The 20,255-nt window shown below is 68.5% G+C and carries 21 protein-coding genes; 15 read left to right on the forward strand and 6 right to left on the reverse strand.

The window, feature by feature from the left end; genetic code table 11:
* Window positions 1-93 precede the first annotated feature (93 nt).
* A complete protein-coding gene (locus MJ603_RS02520) occupies window positions 94-678 on the forward strand; it encodes a hypothetical protein (protein WP_243062083.1) in 585 nt (194 codons plus the stop codon).
* 21 nt (window positions 679-699) lie between these two features.
* Here the strand turns inward: MJ603_RS02520 and purD are convergent, their stop codons facing one another.
* A complete protein-coding gene (gene purD, locus MJ603_RS02525; RefSeq protein ID WP_243062084.1) occupies window positions 700-1,995 on the reverse strand; it encodes a phosphoribosylamine--glycine ligase in 1,296 nt (431 codons plus the stop codon).
* A 93-nt stretch (window positions 1,996-2,088) separates the two neighbouring features.
* Here purD and MJ603_RS02530 point away from each other — a divergent pair, with 93 nt between their 5' ends.
* From MJ603_RS02530 to MJ603_RS02540, 3 genes are all read left to right on the forward strand, one after another.
* Entirely contained in the window at window positions 2,089-2,967 is an 879-nt protein-coding gene (locus MJ603_RS02530; RefSeq protein ID WP_243062085.1) for an alpha/beta fold hydrolase, read from the forward strand.
* Window positions 2,968-2,971: 4 nt separating this feature from the next.
* The gene (locus tag MJ603_RS02535; RefSeq protein ID WP_243062086.1) at window positions 2,972-3,334 is read left to right on the forward strand and encodes a sterol carrier family protein; all 363 of its coding nucleotides are present in this window, start codon (window positions 2,972-2,974) and stop codon (window positions 3,332-3,334) included.
* 220 nt (window positions 3,335-3,554) lie between these two features.
* Entirely contained in the window at window positions 3,555-4,112 is a 558-nt protein-coding gene (locus MJ603_RS02540) for a hypothetical protein (RefSeq protein WP_243062087.1), read from the forward strand.
* Between the two features lie 53 nt (window positions 4,113-4,165).
* On the opposite strand, the gene MJ603_RS02545 is transcribed toward MJ603_RS02540, so the two are convergent.
* On the reverse strand, window positions 4,166-4,705 hold the full coding sequence (locus MJ603_RS02545) for an RDD family protein (protein WP_243062088.1): 540 nt from the start codon (window positions 4,703-4,705) through the stop codon (window positions 4,166-4,168).
* 51 nt (window positions 4,706-4,756) lie between these two features.
* The gene (gene purF, locus MJ603_RS02550) at window positions 4,757-6,217 is read right to left on the reverse strand and encodes an amidophosphoribosyltransferase (RefSeq protein WP_243062710.1); all 1,461 of its coding nucleotides are present in this window, start codon (window positions 6,215-6,217) and stop codon (window positions 4,757-4,759) included.
* A gap of 261 nt (window positions 6,218-6,478) precedes the next feature.
* On the opposite strand from purF, the gene MJ603_RS02555 reads away from it, so the two are divergent.
* Window positions 6,479-7,306 (forward strand): SDR family oxidoreductase, encoded by an 828-nt coding sequence (locus tag MJ603_RS02555; protein WP_243062089.1) that lies wholly within the window; start codon window positions 6,479-6,481, stop codon window positions 7,304-7,306.
* 60 nt (window positions 7,307-7,366) lie between these two features.
* Here the strand turns inward: MJ603_RS02555 and MJ603_RS02560 are convergent, their stop codons facing one another.
* Window positions 7,367-7,864, reverse strand: coding sequence for a carboxymuconolactone decarboxylase family protein (locus MJ603_RS02560; protein WP_243062090.1), 498 nt, complete (start codon window positions 7,862-7,864; stop codon window positions 7,367-7,369).
* 47 nt (window positions 7,865-7,911) lie between these two features.
* Between MJ603_RS02560 and MJ603_RS02565 the strand changes: the two genes are divergently transcribed.
* Window positions 7,912-9,333, forward strand: a complete 1,422-nt coding sequence (locus MJ603_RS02565) for a PLP-dependent aminotransferase family protein (RefSeq protein ID WP_243062091.1) — start codon at window positions 7,912-7,914, stop codon at window positions 9,331-9,333.
* Here the strand turns inward: MJ603_RS02565 and MJ603_RS02570 are convergent.
* Window positions 9,312-10,268 carry a YafY family protein gene (locus MJ603_RS02570; RefSeq protein WP_243062092.1) on the reverse strand — a complete coding sequence of 319 codons (957 nt, stop codon included), beginning with the start codon at window positions 10,266-10,268 and terminating at the stop codon, window positions 9,312-9,314. The two genes, MJ603_RS02565 and MJ603_RS02570, sit on opposite strands and share 22 nt — an antisense overlap.
* A 57-nt stretch (window positions 10,269-10,325) precedes the next feature.
* On the opposite strand from MJ603_RS02570, the gene MJ603_RS02575 reads away from it, so the two are divergent.
* Window positions 10,326-11,510 carry an epoxide hydrolase family protein gene (locus MJ603_RS02575; RefSeq protein WP_243062093.1) on the forward strand — a complete coding sequence of 395 codons (1,185 nt, stop codon included), beginning with the start codon at window positions 10,326-10,328 and terminating at the stop codon, window positions 11,508-11,510.
* A 101-nt stretch (window positions 11,511-11,611) separates the two neighbouring features.
* Here MJ603_RS02575 and MJ603_RS02580 read toward each other — a convergent pair whose 3' ends face one another.
* Window positions 11,612-12,190 (reverse strand): TetR/AcrR family transcriptional regulator, encoded by a 579-nt coding sequence (locus MJ603_RS02580; RefSeq protein WP_243062094.1) that lies wholly within the window; start codon window positions 12,188-12,190, stop codon window positions 11,612-11,614.
* A gap of 103 nt (window positions 12,191-12,293) precedes the next feature.
* Between MJ603_RS02580 and MJ603_RS02585 the strand changes: the two genes are divergently transcribed.
* The 8 genes from MJ603_RS02585 to MJ603_RS02620 all read left to right on the forward strand — a co-directional run bounded on the left by MJ603_RS02585 (window position 12,294) and on the right by MJ603_RS02620 (window position 20,247).
* On the forward strand, window positions 12,294-13,196 hold the full coding sequence (locus MJ603_RS02585) for an SDR family oxidoreductase (protein ID WP_243062095.1): 903 nt from the start codon (window positions 12,294-12,296) through the stop codon (window positions 13,194-13,196).
* A gap of 143 nt (window positions 13,197-13,339) precedes the next feature.
* Window positions 13,340-14,446, forward strand: a complete 1,107-nt coding sequence (purM, locus tag MJ603_RS02590) for a phosphoribosylformylglycinamidine cyclo-ligase (protein WP_243062096.1) — start codon at window positions 13,340-13,342, stop codon at window positions 14,444-14,446.
* 128 nt (window positions 14,447-14,574) lie between these two features.
* Window positions 14,575-15,786: a DUF2235 domain-containing protein gene (locus tag MJ603_RS02595; RefSeq protein ID WP_243062097.1), complete on the forward strand. Its 1,212-nt coding sequence runs from the start codon at window positions 14,575-14,577 to the stop codon at window positions 15,784-15,786.
* 93 nt (window positions 15,787-15,879) lie between these two features.
* On the forward strand, window positions 15,880-16,644 hold the full coding sequence (locus MJ603_RS02600) for a class I SAM-dependent methyltransferase (protein WP_243062098.1): 765 nt from the start codon (window positions 15,880-15,882) through the stop codon (window positions 16,642-16,644).
* Window positions 16,645-16,713: 69 nt separating this feature from the next.
* Window positions 16,714-17,700 carry an ABC transporter ATP-binding protein gene (locus MJ603_RS02605; protein WP_243062099.1) on the forward strand — a complete coding sequence of 329 codons (987 nt, stop codon included), beginning with the start codon at window positions 16,714-16,716 and terminating at the stop codon, window positions 17,698-17,700.
* A complete protein-coding gene (locus MJ603_RS02610) occupies window positions 17,697-18,440 on the forward strand; it encodes an ABC transporter permease (protein ID WP_243062100.1) in 744 nt (247 codons plus the stop codon). Before MJ603_RS02605 ends, MJ603_RS02610 begins: the two co-directional genes overlap by 4 nt.
* On the forward strand, window positions 18,437-19,636 hold the full coding sequence (locus tag MJ603_RS02615) for a sensor histidine kinase (RefSeq protein ID WP_243062101.1): 1,200 nt from the start codon (window positions 18,437-18,439) through the stop codon (window positions 19,634-19,636). The genes MJ603_RS02610 and MJ603_RS02615 overlap by 4 nt, the downstream gene beginning before the upstream one ends.
* On the forward strand, window positions 19,633-20,247 hold the full coding sequence (locus MJ603_RS02620; protein ID WP_243062102.1) for a response regulator transcription factor: 615 nt from the start codon (window positions 19,633-19,635) through the stop codon (window positions 20,245-20,247). The genes MJ603_RS02615 and MJ603_RS02620 overlap by 4 nt, the downstream gene beginning before the upstream one ends.
* Window positions 20,248-20,255: the final 8 nt, after the last annotated feature.

The raw sequence follows: 20,255 nt of genomic DNA on the forward strand, positions 1-20,255 counted from the left end.
TGGATGCGTTCGGCGACGGCACAGCCGCCGCCTTGTGGAGCGGGTCACGTTTGCGAGGGCGGGCGGGCGCGGAACGAGTCATAGGGTGAGTCCATGCCACCGGGAATCGCCGATGCGGACGCCGCGGCGATCGAGCGCGTGCGAGCCGGGCTGACGGATGCCGCAGCCCGGCTCCTCGCTGCCGGCGCACGCACCGAGGCGCTCGCCGAGTACGAGCCCCCGGGTCGGGTGCTGCTCATCCCACGGGCCGAACGTCTTCGGCCGGTCGCGCACGTCTGGCGGCTCGGCGTGCTGCTACTCGGCGCGGACGTGCAGGGTGCAGGTGTTCAGGGAGCGGGCGCGCGGCCGTCGCTCTACGCGACGGGATCGATCACCCGATCCCACGAGCCCGGCCGCCCGACGTATCAGGCGGCGTCGGCCGAGCGGCGGCGTCAGCTGCGGGTCGCGGCGTGTCGCGGGCATTTCGAGCCTGGCGAGAGCGTCAACTTCGACGCGGCGCCGATCGCGCTCGATGAGAGCCTGGTGGGGGCATCCGGCTCTCTCACGGTCGAGAACGGGCAGGCTCTCGTGCGGTGGAACACCGCCGATCCGGATGTCACGACAGATTTCGACGCGTACCTCGCCGATCGCGTCGCACTGCTGGTCGACCCACCGGCCGGCGCTGAGGGCATGTCCTAGCCTCGAACGTCGGATCCTGGCTCAGTCCGCGGCGGATGCCGCGACCCGCGCCGCGATGTCGGTGCGGTACTGGCCGCCCTCGAGGTGGATCGAGCCGATCGCACGGTAAGCGCGCTCGCGCGCCTCGTCGAAGGTCGAACCCAGTGCGACGACCGTGAGCACGCGTCCGCCGGTGGCGACCGGTGATTCGGTCGCCCAGCTGGAGGTGGCGTCCGCACTCAGCGCCTGCAGGTCGGTTGCAGCGTGCAGAATCTGCACCTCGGGATCGGCGGATGCCGTATCCAGGCCGAGCAGCGCCCGTCCTGTCACCGGTGCCACAGGGTAGCCCTCGCTCGCCAGCACAACGCCGACCGCGACGTCGAGCGCGAACTCGGGACGCGGAACGCCGCCGAGCTCACCTGTCGCCGCGCCGTAGAGCAAGCCGGAGAGCGGCGTGAGCAGGCGGGGCAGCACCACCTGGGTCTCCGGATCGCCGAAGCGGGCGTTGAATTCGATGACGCGCACGCCGGCATCCGTCACGATCAGACCGCAGTAAAGCAACCCGACGAACGGAGTCCCCTCTGCGGCCATGGTGCGTACGGTCGGGAGCGCGACGGTCTCGAGTACTTCGTCGACGAAGTTCTCGTCGAGCCACGGCAGCGGGGAGTAGGCGCCCATGCCGCCGGTGTTCGGGCCTTCGTCGGCGTCGAGCAGCCGCTTGTAGTCCTGCGCGGGAGCGAGGGGCAGCACGTGCTCGCCGTCGCTGAGCACGAACAGCGAGACCTCCTGGCCGGCGAGAAACTCCTCGACGAGTACCGTGCCGTGCTCCAGCCACTGGGTGGCATGCGCGAGCGCCGCCGCCCTGTCGCTCGTGACCAGCACGCCCTTGCCCGCCGCGAGACCGTTCGCCTTCACGACGTACGGTGCGCCGAACCTGTCCAGCGTCGCCTCGGCCTCCGCCAGGGTGCCGACGACCTCGGCGCGGCCGGTGGGCACGCCAGCTGCCTCCATGATGCGCTTCGCGAACGCCTTCGAACCCTCGAGCTGTGCAGCGGCCTTGCTCGGCCCGAACACGGCGATGCCGCGCTCCCGCAGCGCATCGCTCACACCGGCGACAAGGGGAGCCTCCGGCCCGACGACGACGAGGTCCACGTTGTGCGCTTCGGCATACGACGCGACCAGCACACCGTCGTTCGGGTCGATGTCGAGCGTGCGCACGTCGGCGCCGATCCCCGCGTTGCCGGGGGCGGCCGTGATGTCGTGGCGGGCATCCTCCGCGAGCAGTGCACGGATGATGGCGTGCTCGCGCGCGCCCGAGCCAAGAACGAGAATCCTCACGCTGCCCATGGTAGTCAGGCGCGGAACGCCGCCGACTCCGCGCTGAAAGCGCAGCGTAAGAACCGTGTAAGCGGGGAGGCGGATGCTCGACTCATGACAGCGACTCCCGGCATCACGCACTCGACCGGTCACGTGACCTCGGCCGACGGCACAGTGATCGGCTTTCGACGCATCGGCTCGGGAGAGGCCGTGCTCTTGCTGCACGGAAACTTGCTGACCTCCCTCGACCTCATGCCCCTGGCAAGCGCACTGTCGGGCGAGTTCGACCTGATCGTGCCCGATCGACGCGGGCGGGGTCTCAGCGGCGGGCACGGCAACCAATACGGGATGGACCGTGAGATCGAGGATGTGCGAGCACTTGTCCAGGCAACCGGAGCCACACGGGTGTTCGGTTTGAGTTCCGGCGCGCTCGTCGCACTGCGCAGCGCGCTTGTCATGCCACAGCTGACCCAGGTCGCTGTTTACGAGCCGCCGCTGTCGGTGAACGGATCGGCCCCGATCGGCTGGGTGAGCCGTTTCGATCGCGAGGTCGCACACGGCAAGTGGGCGGATGCGCTGCTCACCTGCTTGCGCGGTCTTGGTATGCCACCCTGGTTCGCGCGTCTGCCACGATGGCTCGTCGTCCCGATTCTGCGCGGTGTTCAGGCTTCTGGCGCCTTGGACGACGAGATCCCGTTGAAGGAGCTGCTGCCCGCGACGCACTACGACATGCAGCTCGTGGCAGAACTGGCGGACACCGCTTCTGACTTCGAGGACCTCCAGACGGAGGTCCTCCTGATCGGCGGATCGAAGAGCCCTGAGTACCTTCGAACCATCGCGCTCGATGCGCTCGAGGCCGTGCTTCCGCGCTCGAGCCGCATCGAGATCTCGGGGCTCGATCACACTTCTCCCGCGGAGAAGCGCGGTGCGCCACGTGTCGCGAGCACCCTGCTCGGGTTCTTCGAGCACCGTGGCGGGCCGCAGGCAGAATAGAGGCATGGCACGGGCACGCATCGGCGAGGCGGACGGCATGACAGCGGTGACGGCGGCGTTGCAGGCATCCGCGTCGCGTGACGCCACGGCGATGGCCGTGCGCTACCTGCTCCAGGCGCTCGCCGAGAAGGTGCCCGGTAACACCGTCGAGGTGCGCGTGCCGCCGTTCGGTGCCGTGCAGTGCGTCGAGGGACCGCGGCACACCAGAGGTACCCCGCCGAACGTGATCGAGACGGATGCCGCCACCTGGCTCGCTCTCGCAACGGGCGCGACGTCGTGGTCGGATGCCGTCGCATCCGGAGTCGTGCACGCCTCCGGCACCCGAGCCACCCTCGAGCCCTACCTCCCGGTCTACCGCCCGCGCTGAGCCCCCTACCCCACGCCCACCCCGCCCCCTCGCCCCCGCCCCAGTCCGCTCTTGCGTCGAGCCGACACTGTATTGCCGAGCCACCCCTGGATTCGCGTGAATTGAGTGGGGGTTCGGCAATACAGTGCCGGGTCGACGCAGAGGGGTCGACGCAGAGGGGTCGACGCAGGGGGCGACGGGCGGTCAGGAACTGTGACAGAGGGTGCGAGAGAATGGGCCAGTGCCACGCGAATCCCATGACGATGATCTGACCGCCCCCGCTGAGGTGACGGCTCGGGAGGAGCTCGTCGAGGCTCAGGATGCCGGACTGCAGGATGCCAGCGCTCCCGCTGCTGCTGAGGCGGACTCGGGTGCCGGCGACGAGGCATCCGTCGGCGAGCCGATCCGGGAAGAGGTCGCGGTCGAGTCGGAGCACGAGGTGCGGGTGCGTCGCACGCCGCGCTATGGCCGCTTCATGATCTTGGGCGGTGTGGTCTTCGCGGTCGCGTCGTTCATCGTCACGTATTCGCTGCCGCAGGGCACGGGCTACGACCGCAACACGGTGTTCGGATTCGTGTTGGTGGGTTCCGTTGCCGTCGGTGTCGGGCTCGGTGCGCTCGCCGCGATCATCGCGGCGGCAGCCACCAAGCACACGGAGCGCACTGTCCTCGCGGACCGTATCGACGTTCGGCAGGTCGATGTCGGGACATCCGCCGACGAGCTGCCCGACCTCGGCGAGCTGCCGGCCAAGACGGACAACAGCGAGCCGACTGCACCGGCGAAGCGCGACGCCGAGTAGTCCTCCGCTGGTCACTCCCCACTGGTCGCCCTCGCTGCGCGGGCGCTACTCGATCAGCGAGGGGCGCGCGATCCGACCTGCGCTGCGAGCACCACGCTCGTGCCGGCTGCCGCGTCGTATGGCGTACGGCCGCTGCGCACGAAGAGCGCGACCACATATGCGATCGGGAGCACGTAGGCCGCGATCGTGACCACCCACACCCAGGGTGGCACGCTCCCGGCCTCGCTCGAGACGACGATCGCGATCACCGCCACGTGCCCGACGGCCCACGGTAGGGCGATCTTCAGCGCGTTTCGGGCGAGCGCTCGACCGAAGGAGACGCGAGCATCCTGGTGGGTCTGAACCCGCAGATGAAGAACCCGCTTGCCGAGAGTGGCGCCCGAACGGCTCGCCTCCAGTGCCGCGAGCACGACGGTCACAGGTACGACGAGCACCAGGCCGCTGATGACGTTCAGCGAGATCGGGCCGACGCCGCCGGTCACTCCCGACAGGTAGAGCGGAACACCGATTGCCACGAGGATGCCGACCCAGACGAGCACGCAGACCCAGTCGATGAGCCACGCGAGCAGTCGTCGCCACGGATGCCTGTGCATCCGTCGACCGTACTGGATGCCCTGCCCGGCCGGGCAGGGACCGGCGCGCAGTCAACTCAACTGCGTGCGCTCGACCCACTCGAGGTATTCGGGGGTGACGGTGCCGGTGATGTAATCGCCGGTGAAGCAGCTCATCTCGAGGTCGGTGACGGCGCTCTGGCCCTCGAGGATGGCATCCTTCATGTCGCTCACCTCCTGGTAGATGAGGCTGTCCGCGTCCAGCTCGAGTGCGATCTCGGGGATCTTGCGTCCTGCAGCGATGAGCTCCGAGCGGCTCGGCATGTTGATGCCGTACACGTGCGGGAATCGCACGGGCGGTGCTGCGGAGGTGAACGTCACCTTGTTGGCGCCTGCGGCACGTGCCATGTCGACGATCTGTTTCGACGTCGTGCCGCGCACGATCGAGTCGTCGACGATGAGCACGTTCTTGCCCTTGAACTCGCTCGACATCGCGTTCAGTTTCTGTCGCACACTCTTCTTGCGTTCCGCCTGCCCGGGCATGATGAAGGTGCGGCCGACGTAGCGGTTCTTGTAGAAGCCCTCCCGGTACTCGATGCCGAGCTTCTGGGCCACTTGAGACGCTGCGGGACGCGACGAATCGGGGATCGGCATGACCACGTCGATATCACCTGTCGGTGCATAGCGGGCGATGGTGTCCGCGAGCCGGTTGCCCAGCCGCAGCCGCGCTTCGTAGACCGAGATGCCGTTCATCACGGAGTCCGGCCGCGCGAGGTACACGTACTCGAACGAGCACGGTACGAGCACGGGAGACTTCGCGCACTGCTGGGAGTAGAGCTCGCCGCTCAGCGTGATGAAGACGGCCTCGCCCGGCGCGACATCCCGCACGACCTCGTAGCCGAGCGCCTCGAGCACGACCGATTCGGATGCCACGATCCACTCGTCGCCCACCAGGCCGGCCGGCTTGCGGCCGAGGATGAGCGGGCGGATGCCGAAGGGGTCGCGGAACGCCAGCAGACCTTGTCCCGCGATCATCGCGACAGCCGCATAGGCTCCCTCGACGCGTTCGTGCACGTGAGACACGGCCTTGAACACCTGGTCGGGGTCGAGCTCGACGCCGGAGACCAGACTCTGCAGCTCTGTGGCGAGCACGTTGAGCAGCAGCTCGGTGTCGCTCGTGGAGTTCACGTGCCTGCGGTCGATGTGGAAGAGGTCGTTCGCCAATTCACGCGTGTTCGTGAGGTTGCCGTTGTGCACCAGGATGATGCCGTACGGCGCGTTCACATAGAACGGCTGCGCCTCCTGCTCGTTGGTCGCGTCGCCCTTCGTGGTGTAGCGCGCGTGACCGAGTCCCATCGTGCCCAGCAGAGAGCGCATGTCCCTGGTGCGGAAGGCCTCGCGCACCTGTCCTCGCGCCTTGTGGATGTGGAACGTGCTGCCTTCAGCTGTGGCGATTCCGGTGGAATCCTGACCGCGGTGCTGCAGAAGGAGGAGGCTGTCGTAGACCAGTTGATTGACCGGCTCGGTAGAGACGATGCCGACGATGCCGCACATGCTGGAGAGGTGCTCCTGAGGTGGGGGAAAGTTCGCCGGGAATCCGGCGTGACCAGTGTCCCACACACGACTGAGGCGAAGCTGATGCGAGCTTGCTCGTATCAGTGAGGCGATTGAGTGTGTTGAGCGGCGGTGCCGCGAGTACACACGACTGAGGCGAAGCTGATGCGAGCTTGCTCGTATCAGTGAGGCGATTGGGCGTGTTGAGCGGCGGTGCCGTGAGTATGAACAGCGTGTAGACCTCGAACGGAAGGAAGAGACATGACACCGTCGATCCCCGAACGTGCAGCCGATTCACCGCGAGCCGGCCTCGTGCTCGTCACCGGTGGGTCAGGCACGCTGGGCACGCTCGTCGTCGACAGGTTGCGTGAGCACGGGCATGCGGTCCGAGTGGTCAGCCGCCGCGGTGCCGGACCACGATCGGACGTCGAGTATGTGACCGGCGATCTCGACACGGGCGCGGGTGTCGAGGATGCTCTCGCCGGCGTCATCACCGTGGTGCACTGCGCCGGCAGCCAGAAGGGTGACGGCGACAAGGCGCGCCGACTGGTCGCGCCTGCGCGCACGGCCGGTGTCCAGCACATCGCGTACATCTCGGTGGCGGGCGCAGACCGCATTCCGGTGCGCTCGCGGGTGGATCACGCGATGTTCGAGTACTTCGCGCAGAAGCGCGAGGGCGAGATCGTGATCGAGGAGTCCGGGATTCCGTTCAGCACCCTGCGGGCGACGCAGTTCCACACGCTCGCCTTCACTGTGGCCGAGTTCGCGGCGAAGTCGCCAGTCATCCCTCTGCCGAAGAAGATGCGCGTTCAGCCGGTCGCCGTCGAGGAGGTGGCCGACCGGCTCGTCGCCCTCGCGGAGGGCGAGCCCGCCGGGTACGTGCCGGAGTTCGGCGGCCCTGAGGCGCACTCGACTCACGAACTCGAGCGCGCCTACCTGAGACGGGCGGGCAAACGCCGGTGGATCGTCTCGATCGGACTGCCGGGAGCGGGTGCGAAGGCGGTGTCGCACGACGCCATCCTGTCCACGGGGGCTGAGCGCGGAGTGCAGACGTGGGAGCAGTACCTGGACGCCAAACTGCACGGCTAACAACCGGTTGCGAATGGAGATTCGGTGGGGATCGGGGAAGGGAGAAGCGGGAAGTGACGCTCAGCGCTCCAGGCGCGGGCGCCAGCAGCGGGCCGTCACGCCGATCTCGTTCCAGGCGTTGATGGAGACGATCAGCGAGAGCAGGGCCGCGACCTGCTCGTCGCTGTACTGCGCGCGGGCCTCGGCGACCACCTCGTCGGGCACGTGCGTCTCGGAGAGGCGGGTCACGGCATCCGTGAGTGTGAAAGCGGCGCGCTCGGCGACCGTGAAGAAGTTGGACTCCGCCCAGACGGCGACAGCGGCGATGCGCTGCAGTGGCTCGCCGGCATCGTGCGCGGCGCGGGTGTGGGTGTCGACGCAGTAGGAGCATCCGTTCAGCTGGGATGCCCGCAGCCGAACGAGCTCGCGCAGCCCGGCGTCGATTCCGGTGCGGTCGAGCTCCGCGACGGCTGCGTCGTCGAGTGCGCTGACGGCGCGGGAGAAGGCGGGAACGAGTCCGTCGAAGTCGAGGCGACGAGCGGGAGCGAAGGGGCGGGTCGTGCTGGCGATGTCGGTCATGATCATCACGTTACGAGAGCTATGGCCCCTTGGTAGAGTCCAATGGCATGACGGATGCCTGGGCCAATTCCGGATTGGATCTGCACCTCCCGATCGACCCGCGCCGCAAGGCCGCGTCGCTCGAGGATGCCGTGCGCACGGCCATCCGAGACGGCCGGCTGGCCACTGGAACGCGACTGCCGGCATCCAGAAGCCTGGCCCGTGACCTCGGAATCGCGCGCAACAGCGTCGCCGAGGCATACTCCCGACTGGTCGCCGAAGGATGGCTCGAGGCGCGTGTCGGCTCGGGCACGAGCGTCGCCGATCGCACCTTCGTGCCGACGGTGGGGGCGCAACCGTCCGCGGAGCGTACGTTGCGGCTCGATCTGAGGGGCGGCGTCCCCGATGTCTCGGGATTTCCCCGTACCGCCTGGGCTGCCGCGGTGCGTACGGCACTGGCCGCAGCGCCTGCCACCGCCCTCGGCTACCAGGATCTGCGGGGCGTCGAGTCCGCCAGGGTCGCGCTCGCCGGCTACCTGGCCAGGGCGCGCGGCGTCTGGGTCACGCCCGACGACGTGGTGATCGCGCCGGGCTTCGGCGGCGTGCTGCGGCTCGTCGCGCGGGCGCTCGTGACACGGGGCGCGCGGCGCATCGCCGTTGAGGAGTACGGGCACGCCTTGCACCGCGAGGTCCTGCTCGACGCCGGACTGCAGACCGTGCCGTTGCCCGTCGACGACGAGGGAGCTGCGGTCCACCTGCTCGATGATCTCGACGTCGACGCCGTTCTCCTCACGCCGGCTCACCAGTTTCCGACCGGGGTGGCGCTGAGTGCTGCGCGTCGAACGTCCGTGGTGCGCTGGGCCGAGCACACGGGAGCAATCGTCATCGAAGACGACTACGACGGCGAGTTCCGCTTCGACCGCAGGGCGATCGGCGCTCTGCAGGCGCTCGCGCCGCAACACGTCGTCTACGCGGGCACGGCGAGCAAGGCGCTCGCGCCGGCGATCGGACTCGGCTGGGGCGTGCTGCCCGGCGAGCTCGCCGCGCCGGTGCTCGAACAGCATCGCCTCGCAGGTGCGGCGACGGATGCCGTCACCGAGCTCGCCCTCGCCGCATTCATCGACGCCGGCGGCTACGACCGCACGGTGCGGGCATCCCGGTTGCGGTACCGTGCCCGCCGCGAGCACGCGGACGAGGTACTGCGCGAGCGGATGCCCGCAGCGCGCCTCACCGGCATGGCCGCCGGCCTGCAGTCCCTCCTCGAACTCCCCGAAGGTGTCGCCGAGTCGGAAGTCGCCGCGCGCGCCGCGGACCTCGGACTGCACTGGGAGGGACTGCGTGCCTACCGGGTGGAGTCCGCGGAACTTTCCGATACGCATCCGCCTGCCATGGTGCTCGGCTTCGGTGCACCGCCGGAGTCGCGCTTCGCGGAGGCGATCGACGTCGCCGTCACCGCGATCGCGGGGGCTCAGGGCGTGGCGGCCGCGTAGCGCGCAGCCAGGGTGCGCATCCGCTCCACGAGTTCGGGCGGTTCCGTCACACGCACGTCGAGGTCGAGGAGCCCGAGGTAGACGGCGAGCGTTCCGACGCTGTCGGCGCCGGTGATCAGAACGCACGTGCGCTCGTCGACCGGGTCGACGATGCCGACCGCGGCGTTGATGCGCGAGCGCACCTCCTCGGCTGAGGCGAGCACGGTGACGCGGGCGTGCACCTTCCACCCGCTGTAGGCGACGGCGTGCATCACGTAGGCGCGCACGTCGTCCATGGGCAGCGGGTGCGGTCGGAAGGGCCGGTGCGTCGGCATGCGCAGGGTCATCGCATCCACACGGATGACGGGCCACTCGTCCGTCTCCGGGTCGCGCCCGAGCAGATACCATCGGCGCTCCCAGCTCACCAGGCGATAGGGCTCCAGCACGCGGGCGGCACCATCGGTCTCGAAGCGCAGCCAATGCGTGTCCCGGATCGCCAGCGAGATGGCGGTCAGCGCATCGGGGTCGAGGTGCGGGTCGGGGTCCGGGATGCCCGCGTCATCGGCGACCTGCACGGTGGCCTTCGACAGCGCGGAGACCTGGCGGCGAAGCCGGTTCGGCAACAGGTAGTCCAGCTTGGCGAGCGCGCGGGCGCTGGTTTCAGCGACCCTCTCGAGAGCGCCGGTGGCGACGGCCCGCAGGCCGAGTGTCACCGCGACGGCCTCGTCGTCGTCGAGCAGCAACGGCGGGAGCGACGCGCCGGCGCCGAGGCGGTAGCCGCCGGTGCGTCCGCGCGACGTCTCGACCGGATAACCGAGCTCCCTGAGGCGCTCGATGTCGTTCCGCACGGTGCGGGTCGTGACGTCGAAGCGAGCGGCGAGTTCCGTCGCCGACCACTGCGGCCGCGACTGCAGCGCGGCGAGCAGCGAGAGCAGCCGCACGGGCGTTGAAGACATCGGAGAACTTCTTTCTCTAGGAACGAAACATTCCTATATCGATTCTACCTTTGAACCATGACGAACACAGAGAGCACGAACCAGAACGCAGCCGACGCGACGCAGCTCGACGCGAACGATGCCACGGACCTCCGCCCGTTCCGCATCGCGATCCCCCAGGCCGACCTCGACGACCTCGACCGTCGGCTGGCCGGCACACGGCTGCCCGCCGAGGCTCCAGGCGACGACTGGAGCTACGGCACCCCCAACCACTACCTGCGTGATGTGCTGGGCTACTGGCAGCAGGAGTTCGACTGGCGTGAGCAGGAAGAGCGCATGAACGCCTTTCCGCACTACCTCACCGAGATCGACGGGCAGACGGTGCACTTCATCCACGTGCCGTCGGCGGAGCAGGATGCCACCCCGCTGCTGCTCCTGCACACCTACCCCGGCTCCTTCGCCGACTTTCTCGACATGATCGGGCCGCTCACCGACCCCGTCGCGCACGGGGGACGAGCCGAGGACGCGTTCTCGGTCGTCGTGCCGTCGATGCCGGGCACCGCATTCAGCACGCCGCTGGTCGATCGCGGCTGGACGATGGCCCGAGTCGCCGCCACGTACGACACGCTGATGAGGCGTCTCGGCTACCAGAGCTATGGCGCCCACGGCAGCGACGGCGGAGCGATGATCGGCCGCGAGCTCTGCCTGCTCAAGCCGGAGGGCTTCCTGGGCTCGCACGTGCTGCAGCTGTTCTCGTTCCCGTCCGGTGACCCCGCCGAGTTCGAGAAGCTGCAGCCCGCCGACTACGCGGCGCTCGAGCACATGCAGTGGTTCCAGTCCGTCGGCGGGTACAACGCCATCAACGCCTCGCGCCCGCAGACCGTGGCGGTCGGACTCTCCGACTCCCCGATCGGCCAGCTCGCCTGGAACGAACTCTTCGAGTCGTTCGGCAACGGCACGAGCCTGGTGACGAAGGAACAGGTCGTCACCGAGGTGGCCCTTGAATGGTTCACCAACGGGTCTGCTGCGTTCGGCAGGTATCACTTCGAAGAGGCTCACTCCGGCGCGGAGCCGCGGGTGAACAACGCCCGCATCGGTGTCTCGGTGTTCGCCGACGACTTCAAGTCCGTGCGGGTCTTCGCCGAGCGCGACAACAGCAACATCGTGTTCTGGGCCGACCACGAGCGCGGCGGCCACTACGCGTCGCTCGAGCTGCCCGAGACGGTGACCGGCGACATCCGCGACTTCTTCCGGGAGGCATGACGCGGGCATCCGTCTCCCAATCGCAGCCACGTCGTGCGACTGCAGCCACTTCATCGGGCTGCGGACGCGCGACGTGGCTGCGTTCGTGGGCGGGAGTGGGGCTAAGGGGAGAGTGAGCGCAGCGGACTCGCGAAATCGGCGAGAGCGTGGAAGGACGAGCGCAGATGCTGTTCGAGCGAGCGCGCTGGGTCATCGATCCAGTCGGATGCAGCCCGGTGGAATGTGGCCCAGCCGACGGCCGCCGCAAGGTTCGCGATGTCGGTCGGCTCGCCCCGTCTCTCCAGTGCAGCCGCGATGGATGCCGTGATCGTCGCGCCCTTGGCGAGGTCGCGTTCCTGAAGCGCCGGGGTGGCGGCGATGAGGTGCAGCCGGGCGATGCCACTCTCCCGGTTGTCTTCCAGCACGTGCGCGGAAGCGACGAAGGCGCGCAAGAGCACTTCGGCGGTCGCCTGCTCCGCGGGTGCGCTCAGGAGCGAGTCCTCGATCTCGCGACGGAGGTCATCCTCTCCGCCGAAGAGCACCTCGCGCTTGTCGGGGAAGTGACGGAAGAAGGTCCGGTGGTTGACGCCGGCTCTCGCTGCGATCGCCGCCGTCGTGGTCGCGTCGTAACCGCGCTCGAGGTACAACTCGAGAGCGGCATCCTGCAACCGTCGCCGGGCATCCTCTCCGCTTCTGGGCATGGGGCAACGGTACGCGACCGGATGGCGTTGCGCCATATTGTGGCGTAATGTAACGCCAGTAAGTGGCGCTACAACGTCACCCGAACTCGAAGGAATGAGGCTCATGCAGGTCTTCATCACAGGCGGCTCCGGACAGACGGGGCCGGCGGTCGTCGCCGAACTCCGTGCCGCGGGCCACACGGTCACAGCACTCGCCCGATCGGATGCCTCCGCTCGGGCGCTCGAAGCCCTCGGCGCCACGCCGGTGCGCGGGTCGCTTGAGGATCTCGACGTTCTGGCCGAGGCCGCAGCTGCCGCCGATGGCGTCATCCACATGGCCTATGGCGGCGACTTCGCCGACCCGGAGCCGATGATGCGCCGCGACGTCGACGCCATCACCGCTCTCGGAACGGCTCTGGTCGGAACGGATAAGCCGCTTGTCATCACCTCCGGAACCCTCGTGATGCAGGTGGGCAGGGAAGGCACGGAGGACCACGAACCCGACAGGAACGGCCTCGCCCCGTTCCGCATCGCCGGTGAAGACGCCTGCTTCTCCTTCGCCGACCGCGGCGTTCGCGCCAGTGTCGTCCGCCTCGCTCCGACGGTTCACGGCCCTGACGACCACGGGTTCGTGCCGATGCTCATCGGCATCGCGAGAAAGACGGGCATCTCCGCCTACATCGGCGATGGGGGCAACCGATGGCCGGCCGTCCACCGCTCAGACGCTGCTGTGCTATTCCGACTGGCATTGGAGAACGGCCGCCCGGGGAGCATCTACCACGCGGTGGCCGAGACGGTGCCGTTCAACGCCATCGCCGAGACGATCGGACGCGGCCTGAACCTTCCGACCGCATCGCTGTCGGCGGAGGTCGCCGCGGCCCACTTCGCGAGCCCGTTCATGGCCATGATCTACGGGGCCGACGTGCCGGCATCCGGCACGCTCACCAAGCAACGGCTCGGCTGGACCCCGGCAGGAGTCGCCTTGCTGGAGGACCTCGAGGACGGCGACTACCTCGACGGCCGATAGGCCATTCGGGGCCTCTCCGCGCCGACGGTGTGCCGAATTTCGGAGATTCACGCCGACGCGCCGTCCGTGAATTCGCCACAGCGGCGTGTCGCCTCGGATCTCCGAAATCCAGCACGCCGTTTCGCCCGGCTACCCTGGATCACGTGACCGACAACTCCACCAGCACGTATCGCGAGGCCGGCGTCGACACGGCGGCGGGTGACCTCGCCGTCGAGCTCATGAAGTCGGCAGTGGCGCAGACGCACGGGCCGGAGGTGCTGGGCGGCGTCGGTGGATTCGCCGGCCTGTTCGACGCATCCGTGCTGCGCGGCTACCACCGCCCACTGCTGGCCACGTCGACGGACGGCGTCGGCACGAAGGTGGCGATCGCGCAAGCGCTCGACAAGCACGACACGATCGGGCAAGACCTCGTCGGCATGGTGGTCGACGACATCGTCGTGGTCGGAGCCCGGCCTCTGTTCATGACCGACTACATCGCCTGCGGCAAGGTGGTGCCTGAGCGCATCGCCGACATCGTGCGCGGCATCGCCGCCGCGTGCTCCGAGACGCGTACGGCGCTCGTCGGCGGCGAGACGGCCGAGCATCCCGGGCTTCTCGGTGCAGACGACTACGACGTTGCGGGCGCCGCGACCGGTGTGGTCGAGGCGGATGCCGTTCTGGGCCCAGAGAAGGTGCGGAACGGCGACGTCGTGCTCGCGCTCGGCAGTTCGGGCCTGCACTCCAACGGATACTCGCTCGTGCGCCACATCCTCGCCAAGCGGAACATCGCGTTCACCGACCGCCTGGACGAATTCGGCGGCGTGGTCGGCGAGACCTTGCTCGAGCCCACGCGACTCTACACGGCGCCGCTGTTACGGGTGCTCGCGTCGCCGAGCGGGGCATCCGTTCACGCGCTCTCCCACGTGACCGGTGGCGGCATCGCCGCCAACCTCGCGCGCGTGCTGCCACGCGGATCGTGGGTGGATGTCGACCGTTCGACCTGGTCGCCCTCGCCGGTGTTCCGCGTGCTGAGCGACCTCGCCGGCACGACGCTGCAGAGTGCAGAGGGCACCTGGAATCTCGGCGTCGGCTTCTTCGCGGTCGTCGAAGCGGATGCCGCGGCATCCGTGGTCTCGACCCTCGCGGTGGACGGCATCCCGGCGTGGCAGGTCGGCGCGGTGTCGACCGCTGAGCACGACATCGGCGGCTACGAGCAGGGTGCGAAGGGTGTCGACGGCGGCGCCGTGCGCCTCGTCGGGGACTACTCCTAGTCGCTGGTCGAGCAGCGCCCGCGGCGCGTGCGGCTTTGCCGCGCGCTACTCAACCGGCGGGTTTGTGAGCATCTCTCGTATCAAACGGGCGGACGACGTCTCCTTGTAGATAACGTCGGAGGCTCGTGATGACAGCGGAACGCACCGGCGGGCGGCTCGACCCGAACGAGCCGCCCGCACCACCGAAGAACATCGTCATCTGTCTCGACGGCACGAGCAACGAGCTCGACTATCACCCGACGAACGCCGCGAAGGTGTTCATGATGCTCGACCTCGACCGGCCGGCGGAGCAGGTCGCGTACTACGACCCCGGGGTCGGTACTCTGCCGTCCGCGACGGCCCGCGGTGTGATCGGCAAGTGGCTCTCACGGGCGTTCGGTCTCGCATTCGGCTTCGGCATGAGGGGCAAGGTCAGTCAGGCGTACGACTGGCTGATGGAGCGCTACCACCCTGGCGACCGGGTGTACATCTTCGGCTTCAGCCGCGGCGCGTTCACGGCACGAGCGCTCGTCGGGCTGCTCGCCCGGCCCGGCATGCTGCGCTCCGGTTCCTCCAACCTGGTCGCCTACGCGGTGCAGGAGTACGTGAAGCCGGCGGGCACGAAGAAGGCGATCGCACGCCGCACCCGCGAGGCGAAGGCGTTCGCGGATGCCCTGTGCTGGGGTACGCCTGGACAGCCGGTCGCCGCCGCGTCGGGTGGTTTCCACCCGGACGTTCCCGCCAAGCTCGGGAAGGACATCCACGCGGTCCCCATCGAATATCTCGGTGTCTGGGACACGGTCGAAGCGTGGTTCGGCGGCCTCGGCAGCCTGGAATGGCCCGACACGAAGTCGCTCTGGAATGTGAAACGGTTGCGGCACGCCGTCTCGATCAACGAGGAGCGGCGCCCGTTCCGCTACGTGCCCGTCGACCCGCGGGGAGGGTTCGAGGAGGTGTGGTTCCCCGGCGTCCACTGCGACGTCGGAGGAACCTTCGAGAACCACGACCTGGCCGCGATCGCGCTGAAGTGGGTCTTCGACGGCGTCTGTCAGGACCTGCTGCTGCGCGACGCCGAGCCCGCAGAGGCGTACGCCAGGTACTGCGCTGTGGAGCGGGCATATGCGGCGGCGGCGCCGCTGCACAAGAACTCGTGGGCGTGGAACCTTCTGGTCCCGCTTCACCGTCGCATCCCCGACGACGCCGTGTTGCACGAATCCGTGCAGGATCGTCGTTCGGCCGATCCCTCCTACCTTCCCGATCTGCCTCATGCCGAGCTTTCCGGCAGGTGGACGGACCCGCAGTGGTGGGTTCCGGCCATGGCAGCATCCGTTCCCGCCTCAACCCGCCCGATCGGCACCTAGCAGCCGAACCCGTCTCATCCGTCGCACGTGGCACGTCACACCTCCCGAGCCGCCAGGTGCGACGGATGAGACGTGGCGTGACACGATGGGCGGATGCCCGACTTCGATGACCTGGTCGCCGAGGGCGAGTCCGTGCCGACCGAGGGCTGGGACTTCTCCTGGTTCAGCGGCCGCGCCACCGAGGAGCGACCGAGCTGGGGATACGCGCGCATGGCCGCGGCTCGCGCGAGCAACGCGTCCAGCGTGCTCGACGTGCAGACGGGCGGCGGCGAGGTGTACGCGGAGATCCTGGCCGGCGCCGATCCGCGACCGCCGGTGGTCGCGGCGACAGAGGGCTGGCATCCGAACGTGGCGATCGCACGGGCGGCGCTGGAGAAGTTCGATGGCATCGTCGTGGAGTCGCCAGAGGATGCCCCGCTGCCGTATGCGGACGCGAGCGTCGCGCTCGTGACGAGCAGGCATCCGGTGGTCACGGACTTCGCCGAGATCGCCAGGGTGCTCGTGTCGGGCGGCACGTACCTGTCGCAGCAGATCGGCGAACGGTCCAACAGCGAGCTGTACGAGCTTCTGATGGGGCCGCAGCCGCGTGGCCAGGTCGCCCGCATCGACGCGTTGCGTACGGGTGCGACGGATGCCGGCCTCGAGGTGGTCTCATTGCGCGAGGAACGCACCCGCATCGAGTTCTTCGACACCGCTGCCGTCGTGCACTTTCTGCGCAAGGTGGTCTGGACGGTGCCCGACTTCACTGTCGATCGGTACCGCGACCGGCTGCGCGCCGTGCACGAGACGATTCGGCGCGAAGGCGCCTTCGTGTCGTACAGCAGCCGCATTCTGCTTGAGGCGCGGCGCGCGCAGTGACAAATGTCACCCACGTGACGTGATGGGTGGCCGAGGCACGGGCATCCGTTCACCGCTTCGATAGGAAGCGTGAACACCAGACAAGGCATCGAGGCTCCAGCCATTGCGCTGACGGGCCTGAGCAAGACCTTCGGGTCCCTCACCGCGGTCGACGGGATCGACCTCTCCATTCAGCCCGGCGAGGTCGTCGCGCTGCTCGGGCCGAACGGCGCGGGCAAGTCGACCACGATCGACATGGCGCTGGGACTGGCCACTCCGACGACGGGTGCCGCCGAGCTCTTCGGTGGCACACCTCGCGCGGCGATCGAGACGGGACGTGTCGGCGCCATGCTTCAGGGCGGGGCGCTGCTGCCGACCATGACCGTCGCGCAGTCGGTGGCGTTGATCGCTGCGGCGCACAGGCATCCGCTGTCGGTGCAGGAGGCGCTCGAGCGTGCCAAATGCACCGAGATCGCCAAGCAGCGCGTGAGCAAGCTCTCCGGCGGGCAGATGCAGCGGGCGCGATTCGCCGTGGCGATCGTCTCGAACCCCGACCTGCTGATTCTCGACGAGCCGACGGCCGCGATGGACGTCGAAGCCCGCCGCACGTTCTGGCAGTCCATGCGGGAGTACACGGACGCCGGCCGCACGGTGGTCTTCGCCACCCACTATCTCGACGAGGCGGATGCCTACGCCGACCGCATCGTCATGATGGCCGCCGGTCGCGTGGTCGCCGACGGCACTCCGGGTGAGGTGAAAGCCGTGGTGAGCGGCCGCCGCATCCGGGCATCCTTCGACTTCGTGTGGAGCGCGGAGATCGAGGCCGAGCTCTTCGAGCTGCCCGGCGTTCGCAGCGTCGACCACCGCGGCGACGTTCTCACCGTAGTGAGCGACGACTCGGACTCCGCCCTGCGCACACTGCTCTCGCACCACAACGACATCCACGACATCGAGGTCACCGCGCACTCGATGGATGACGCGTTCCTCGCGTTGACCACGTCTTCCGCCGACCGCGAGTCCACCCTGACCACCTCTTCCGCGGGCCGCGAGTCCACCCTGATCGGAGACCGCTCATGAGCATCGCGTACCTGGGACTCGAGTCCTTCCGCCAGCTGAAGAACGTGCGGAACACCATCTTCACGTTCGCTGTGCCGCTCGTCATGCTGCTGCTCTTCGGCGGCATCTACGGCTCGAGCGGCCAGTTCGACAAGGTCACGGGGCTGCCGTGGATCGTCGTCACGACGGTTCAGATGGCCGGCTACGGCGGCATGATGGCCGCGCTCGGACAGGCCTTCACGATCGTTACAGAGCGTTCAGTCGGCTGGAATCGTCAGCTGCGGCTCACTCCGCTCAGCGGCATGGGCTACCTGCTCTCGAAGGTCGTGGCGGCTCTGTCCGTCGCCCTGGTCAGCATCGTCGCCCTCATCGTCATCTCGGTGATCGTCTTCCACGCGTCGTTGAGCCCGGCAGCCTGGGCGATGGCGGCGCTCGGGCTCTGGCTCGGCGTCATCCCGTTCGCCCTGATCGCGGTGCTGATCGGCCAGTTCGCCAAGCCTCAGTTCGCACAGCCCCTGTTCATGGTGGTCTTCCTCGGAATGGCGATCCTCGGCGGGCTGTGGGTCCCGCTATCGGTCCTCCCGTCCTGGATGACGAACATCGCTCAGATCGTTCCGTCGTACTGGCTCAACCGCCTCGGGCAGATGGGCGCACACCTGGGCGGCGACGTTCTCGAGCCCGTACTCGTGCTGCTGGCCTGGACTCTGGTGCTCGGCGCTTTCATCATCTGGCGCTACCGCCGCGACGCTGCCAGGCAGTGAGCATCCTGTCCAGCGAGCACCTCGACGCCGACCCGCCTACGCTGAACTCCGTGACGACCGACACGGGTTCGACGCGGGCGGGCGGCCGTCAGTTCGCGTCCGCCTGGCGGGATGCCTTCTCCCGAGTTCGCTCTCGGGGCGCGCGCAGGTGGTACTTCGGTTCCCTATGGGGGCTCGCGTACCTTGCGATCCCGATCATCCTGACGTGGGTCGGCGATGCCGATCCCCTCGTGGCGACTCTGCTCACCATCCACGTCGCTGTGCTTGCCGCGATCTATGTCGTGCTTCCTCCGCTGCTGTGGGGCAGGCCGTGGCCGGTTGCCGCGATCGCGTATGCCCTTTTCTTCGGCTACACCTGCTTGGCGTTCCCCTTGATCGGGCTCGACACGTTGTGGTTCTGGCTGTACGTGCCGATCATGGCCGCGATGAGCTGGTTGCCTGCCCGGCTCACGATCACCACGATCGTCGTCGTGGTGGGGGCACAACTTGTGCTGGTGGCCGCGACCGGATCGTTCGCCACCTACTGGTACGTTGCGGCACTCACGGCATCCATCTCGGTCATGATGCTCACCTTCGGCGAGCAGATCAAGGCGATCGCACGCCTGAGGGATGCCCAGAGCGAGATCGCGAGACTCGCCGTGGTCGACGAGCGCGAGCGTTTCGCCCGCGATATGCACGACGTGCTCGGGCACTCGCTCACCGTGGTGACGGTCAAGAGCGAGCTCGCCCGCAAGCTCGTCGCACGGGATCCGGAGCGCGCAGAGGCGGAACTCGCGGACATCGAACGGCTGTCGAGGGCGGCGCTGGCCGACCTGCGGGCATCCGTCGCCGGGTACCGCGCCATGACGCTCGAGACGGAGCTGTCGGCGGCGCACGCCGCGCTCGTGGCGGCGGACATCGTGCCTCATCTTCCGGCATCCGGCGACGTGGTCGCCCCCCAGCTGCGCGAGGCGTTCGCCTGGATACTGCGCGAGTCCGTGACGAACGTCGTGCGCCACTCCGGCGCGAAGAACTGCTGGGTCGGACTCGAGCGCGACGCCGTCATGATCGGCGACGACGGACGAGGGATGCCGGCCGCGGTCGTGGGCGGACACGGTCTCTCGGGGCTGGGCGAGCGAGCGGCGAAGGTCGGGGCCAGGCTCACGGTCGGGCCGAGCGACGACGGAGGAACGTTGATCACAGTGAGGGCGGAATGAGCGAACCGATCAGACTGCTGCTCGCCGACGATCAGGCCCTCGTGCGCGGTGCGCTCGCCGCACTGCTCGAGCTCGAGAACGATCTGGAAGTGGTGGCCCAGGTCGGCAGGGGCGACGAAGTGCTGGATGCCGCCCGCGACGCGAACGCCCAGGTCGCCTTGCTCGACGTGGAGATGCCCGGCCTCGACGGCCTCGCTGCGGCCGAGTTGCTGCACCGCAAGCTCCCGCAGTGCAGGTCGCTCATCGTGACGACGTTCGGCCGGCCGGGCTACCTGCGGCGCGCGATGGAAGCCGGTGCGAGCGGCTTCGTCGTGAAGGACACTCCAGCGGCCCAGCTGGCGGATGCCGTTCGCCGCGTCGCGCAGGGCCTGCGGGTGGTGGACCCGGCGCTGGCGGCGGAGTCACTGGCATCCGGAAGCTCGCCGCTCACACAACGCGAGACCGAGGTGCTGCGAGTTGCTGTGCGCGGCGGCTCCGTGAACGAGATCGCCAGGCAGCTGCACCTCTCGGAGGGCACGGTGCGCAACCACCTCTCGGCGGCCATCGGCAAAACCGGTGCCCGCAACCGAGCGGATGCCGCTGCGCAGGCCTCCGCCAACGGCTGGCTGTAACCGACCAG

Origin of the sequence: Humibacter sp. RRB41, assembly GCF_022761015.1 — a bacterium.
GTDB lineage: Bacteria > Actinomycetota > Actinomycetes > Actinomycetales > Microbacteriaceae > Humibacter.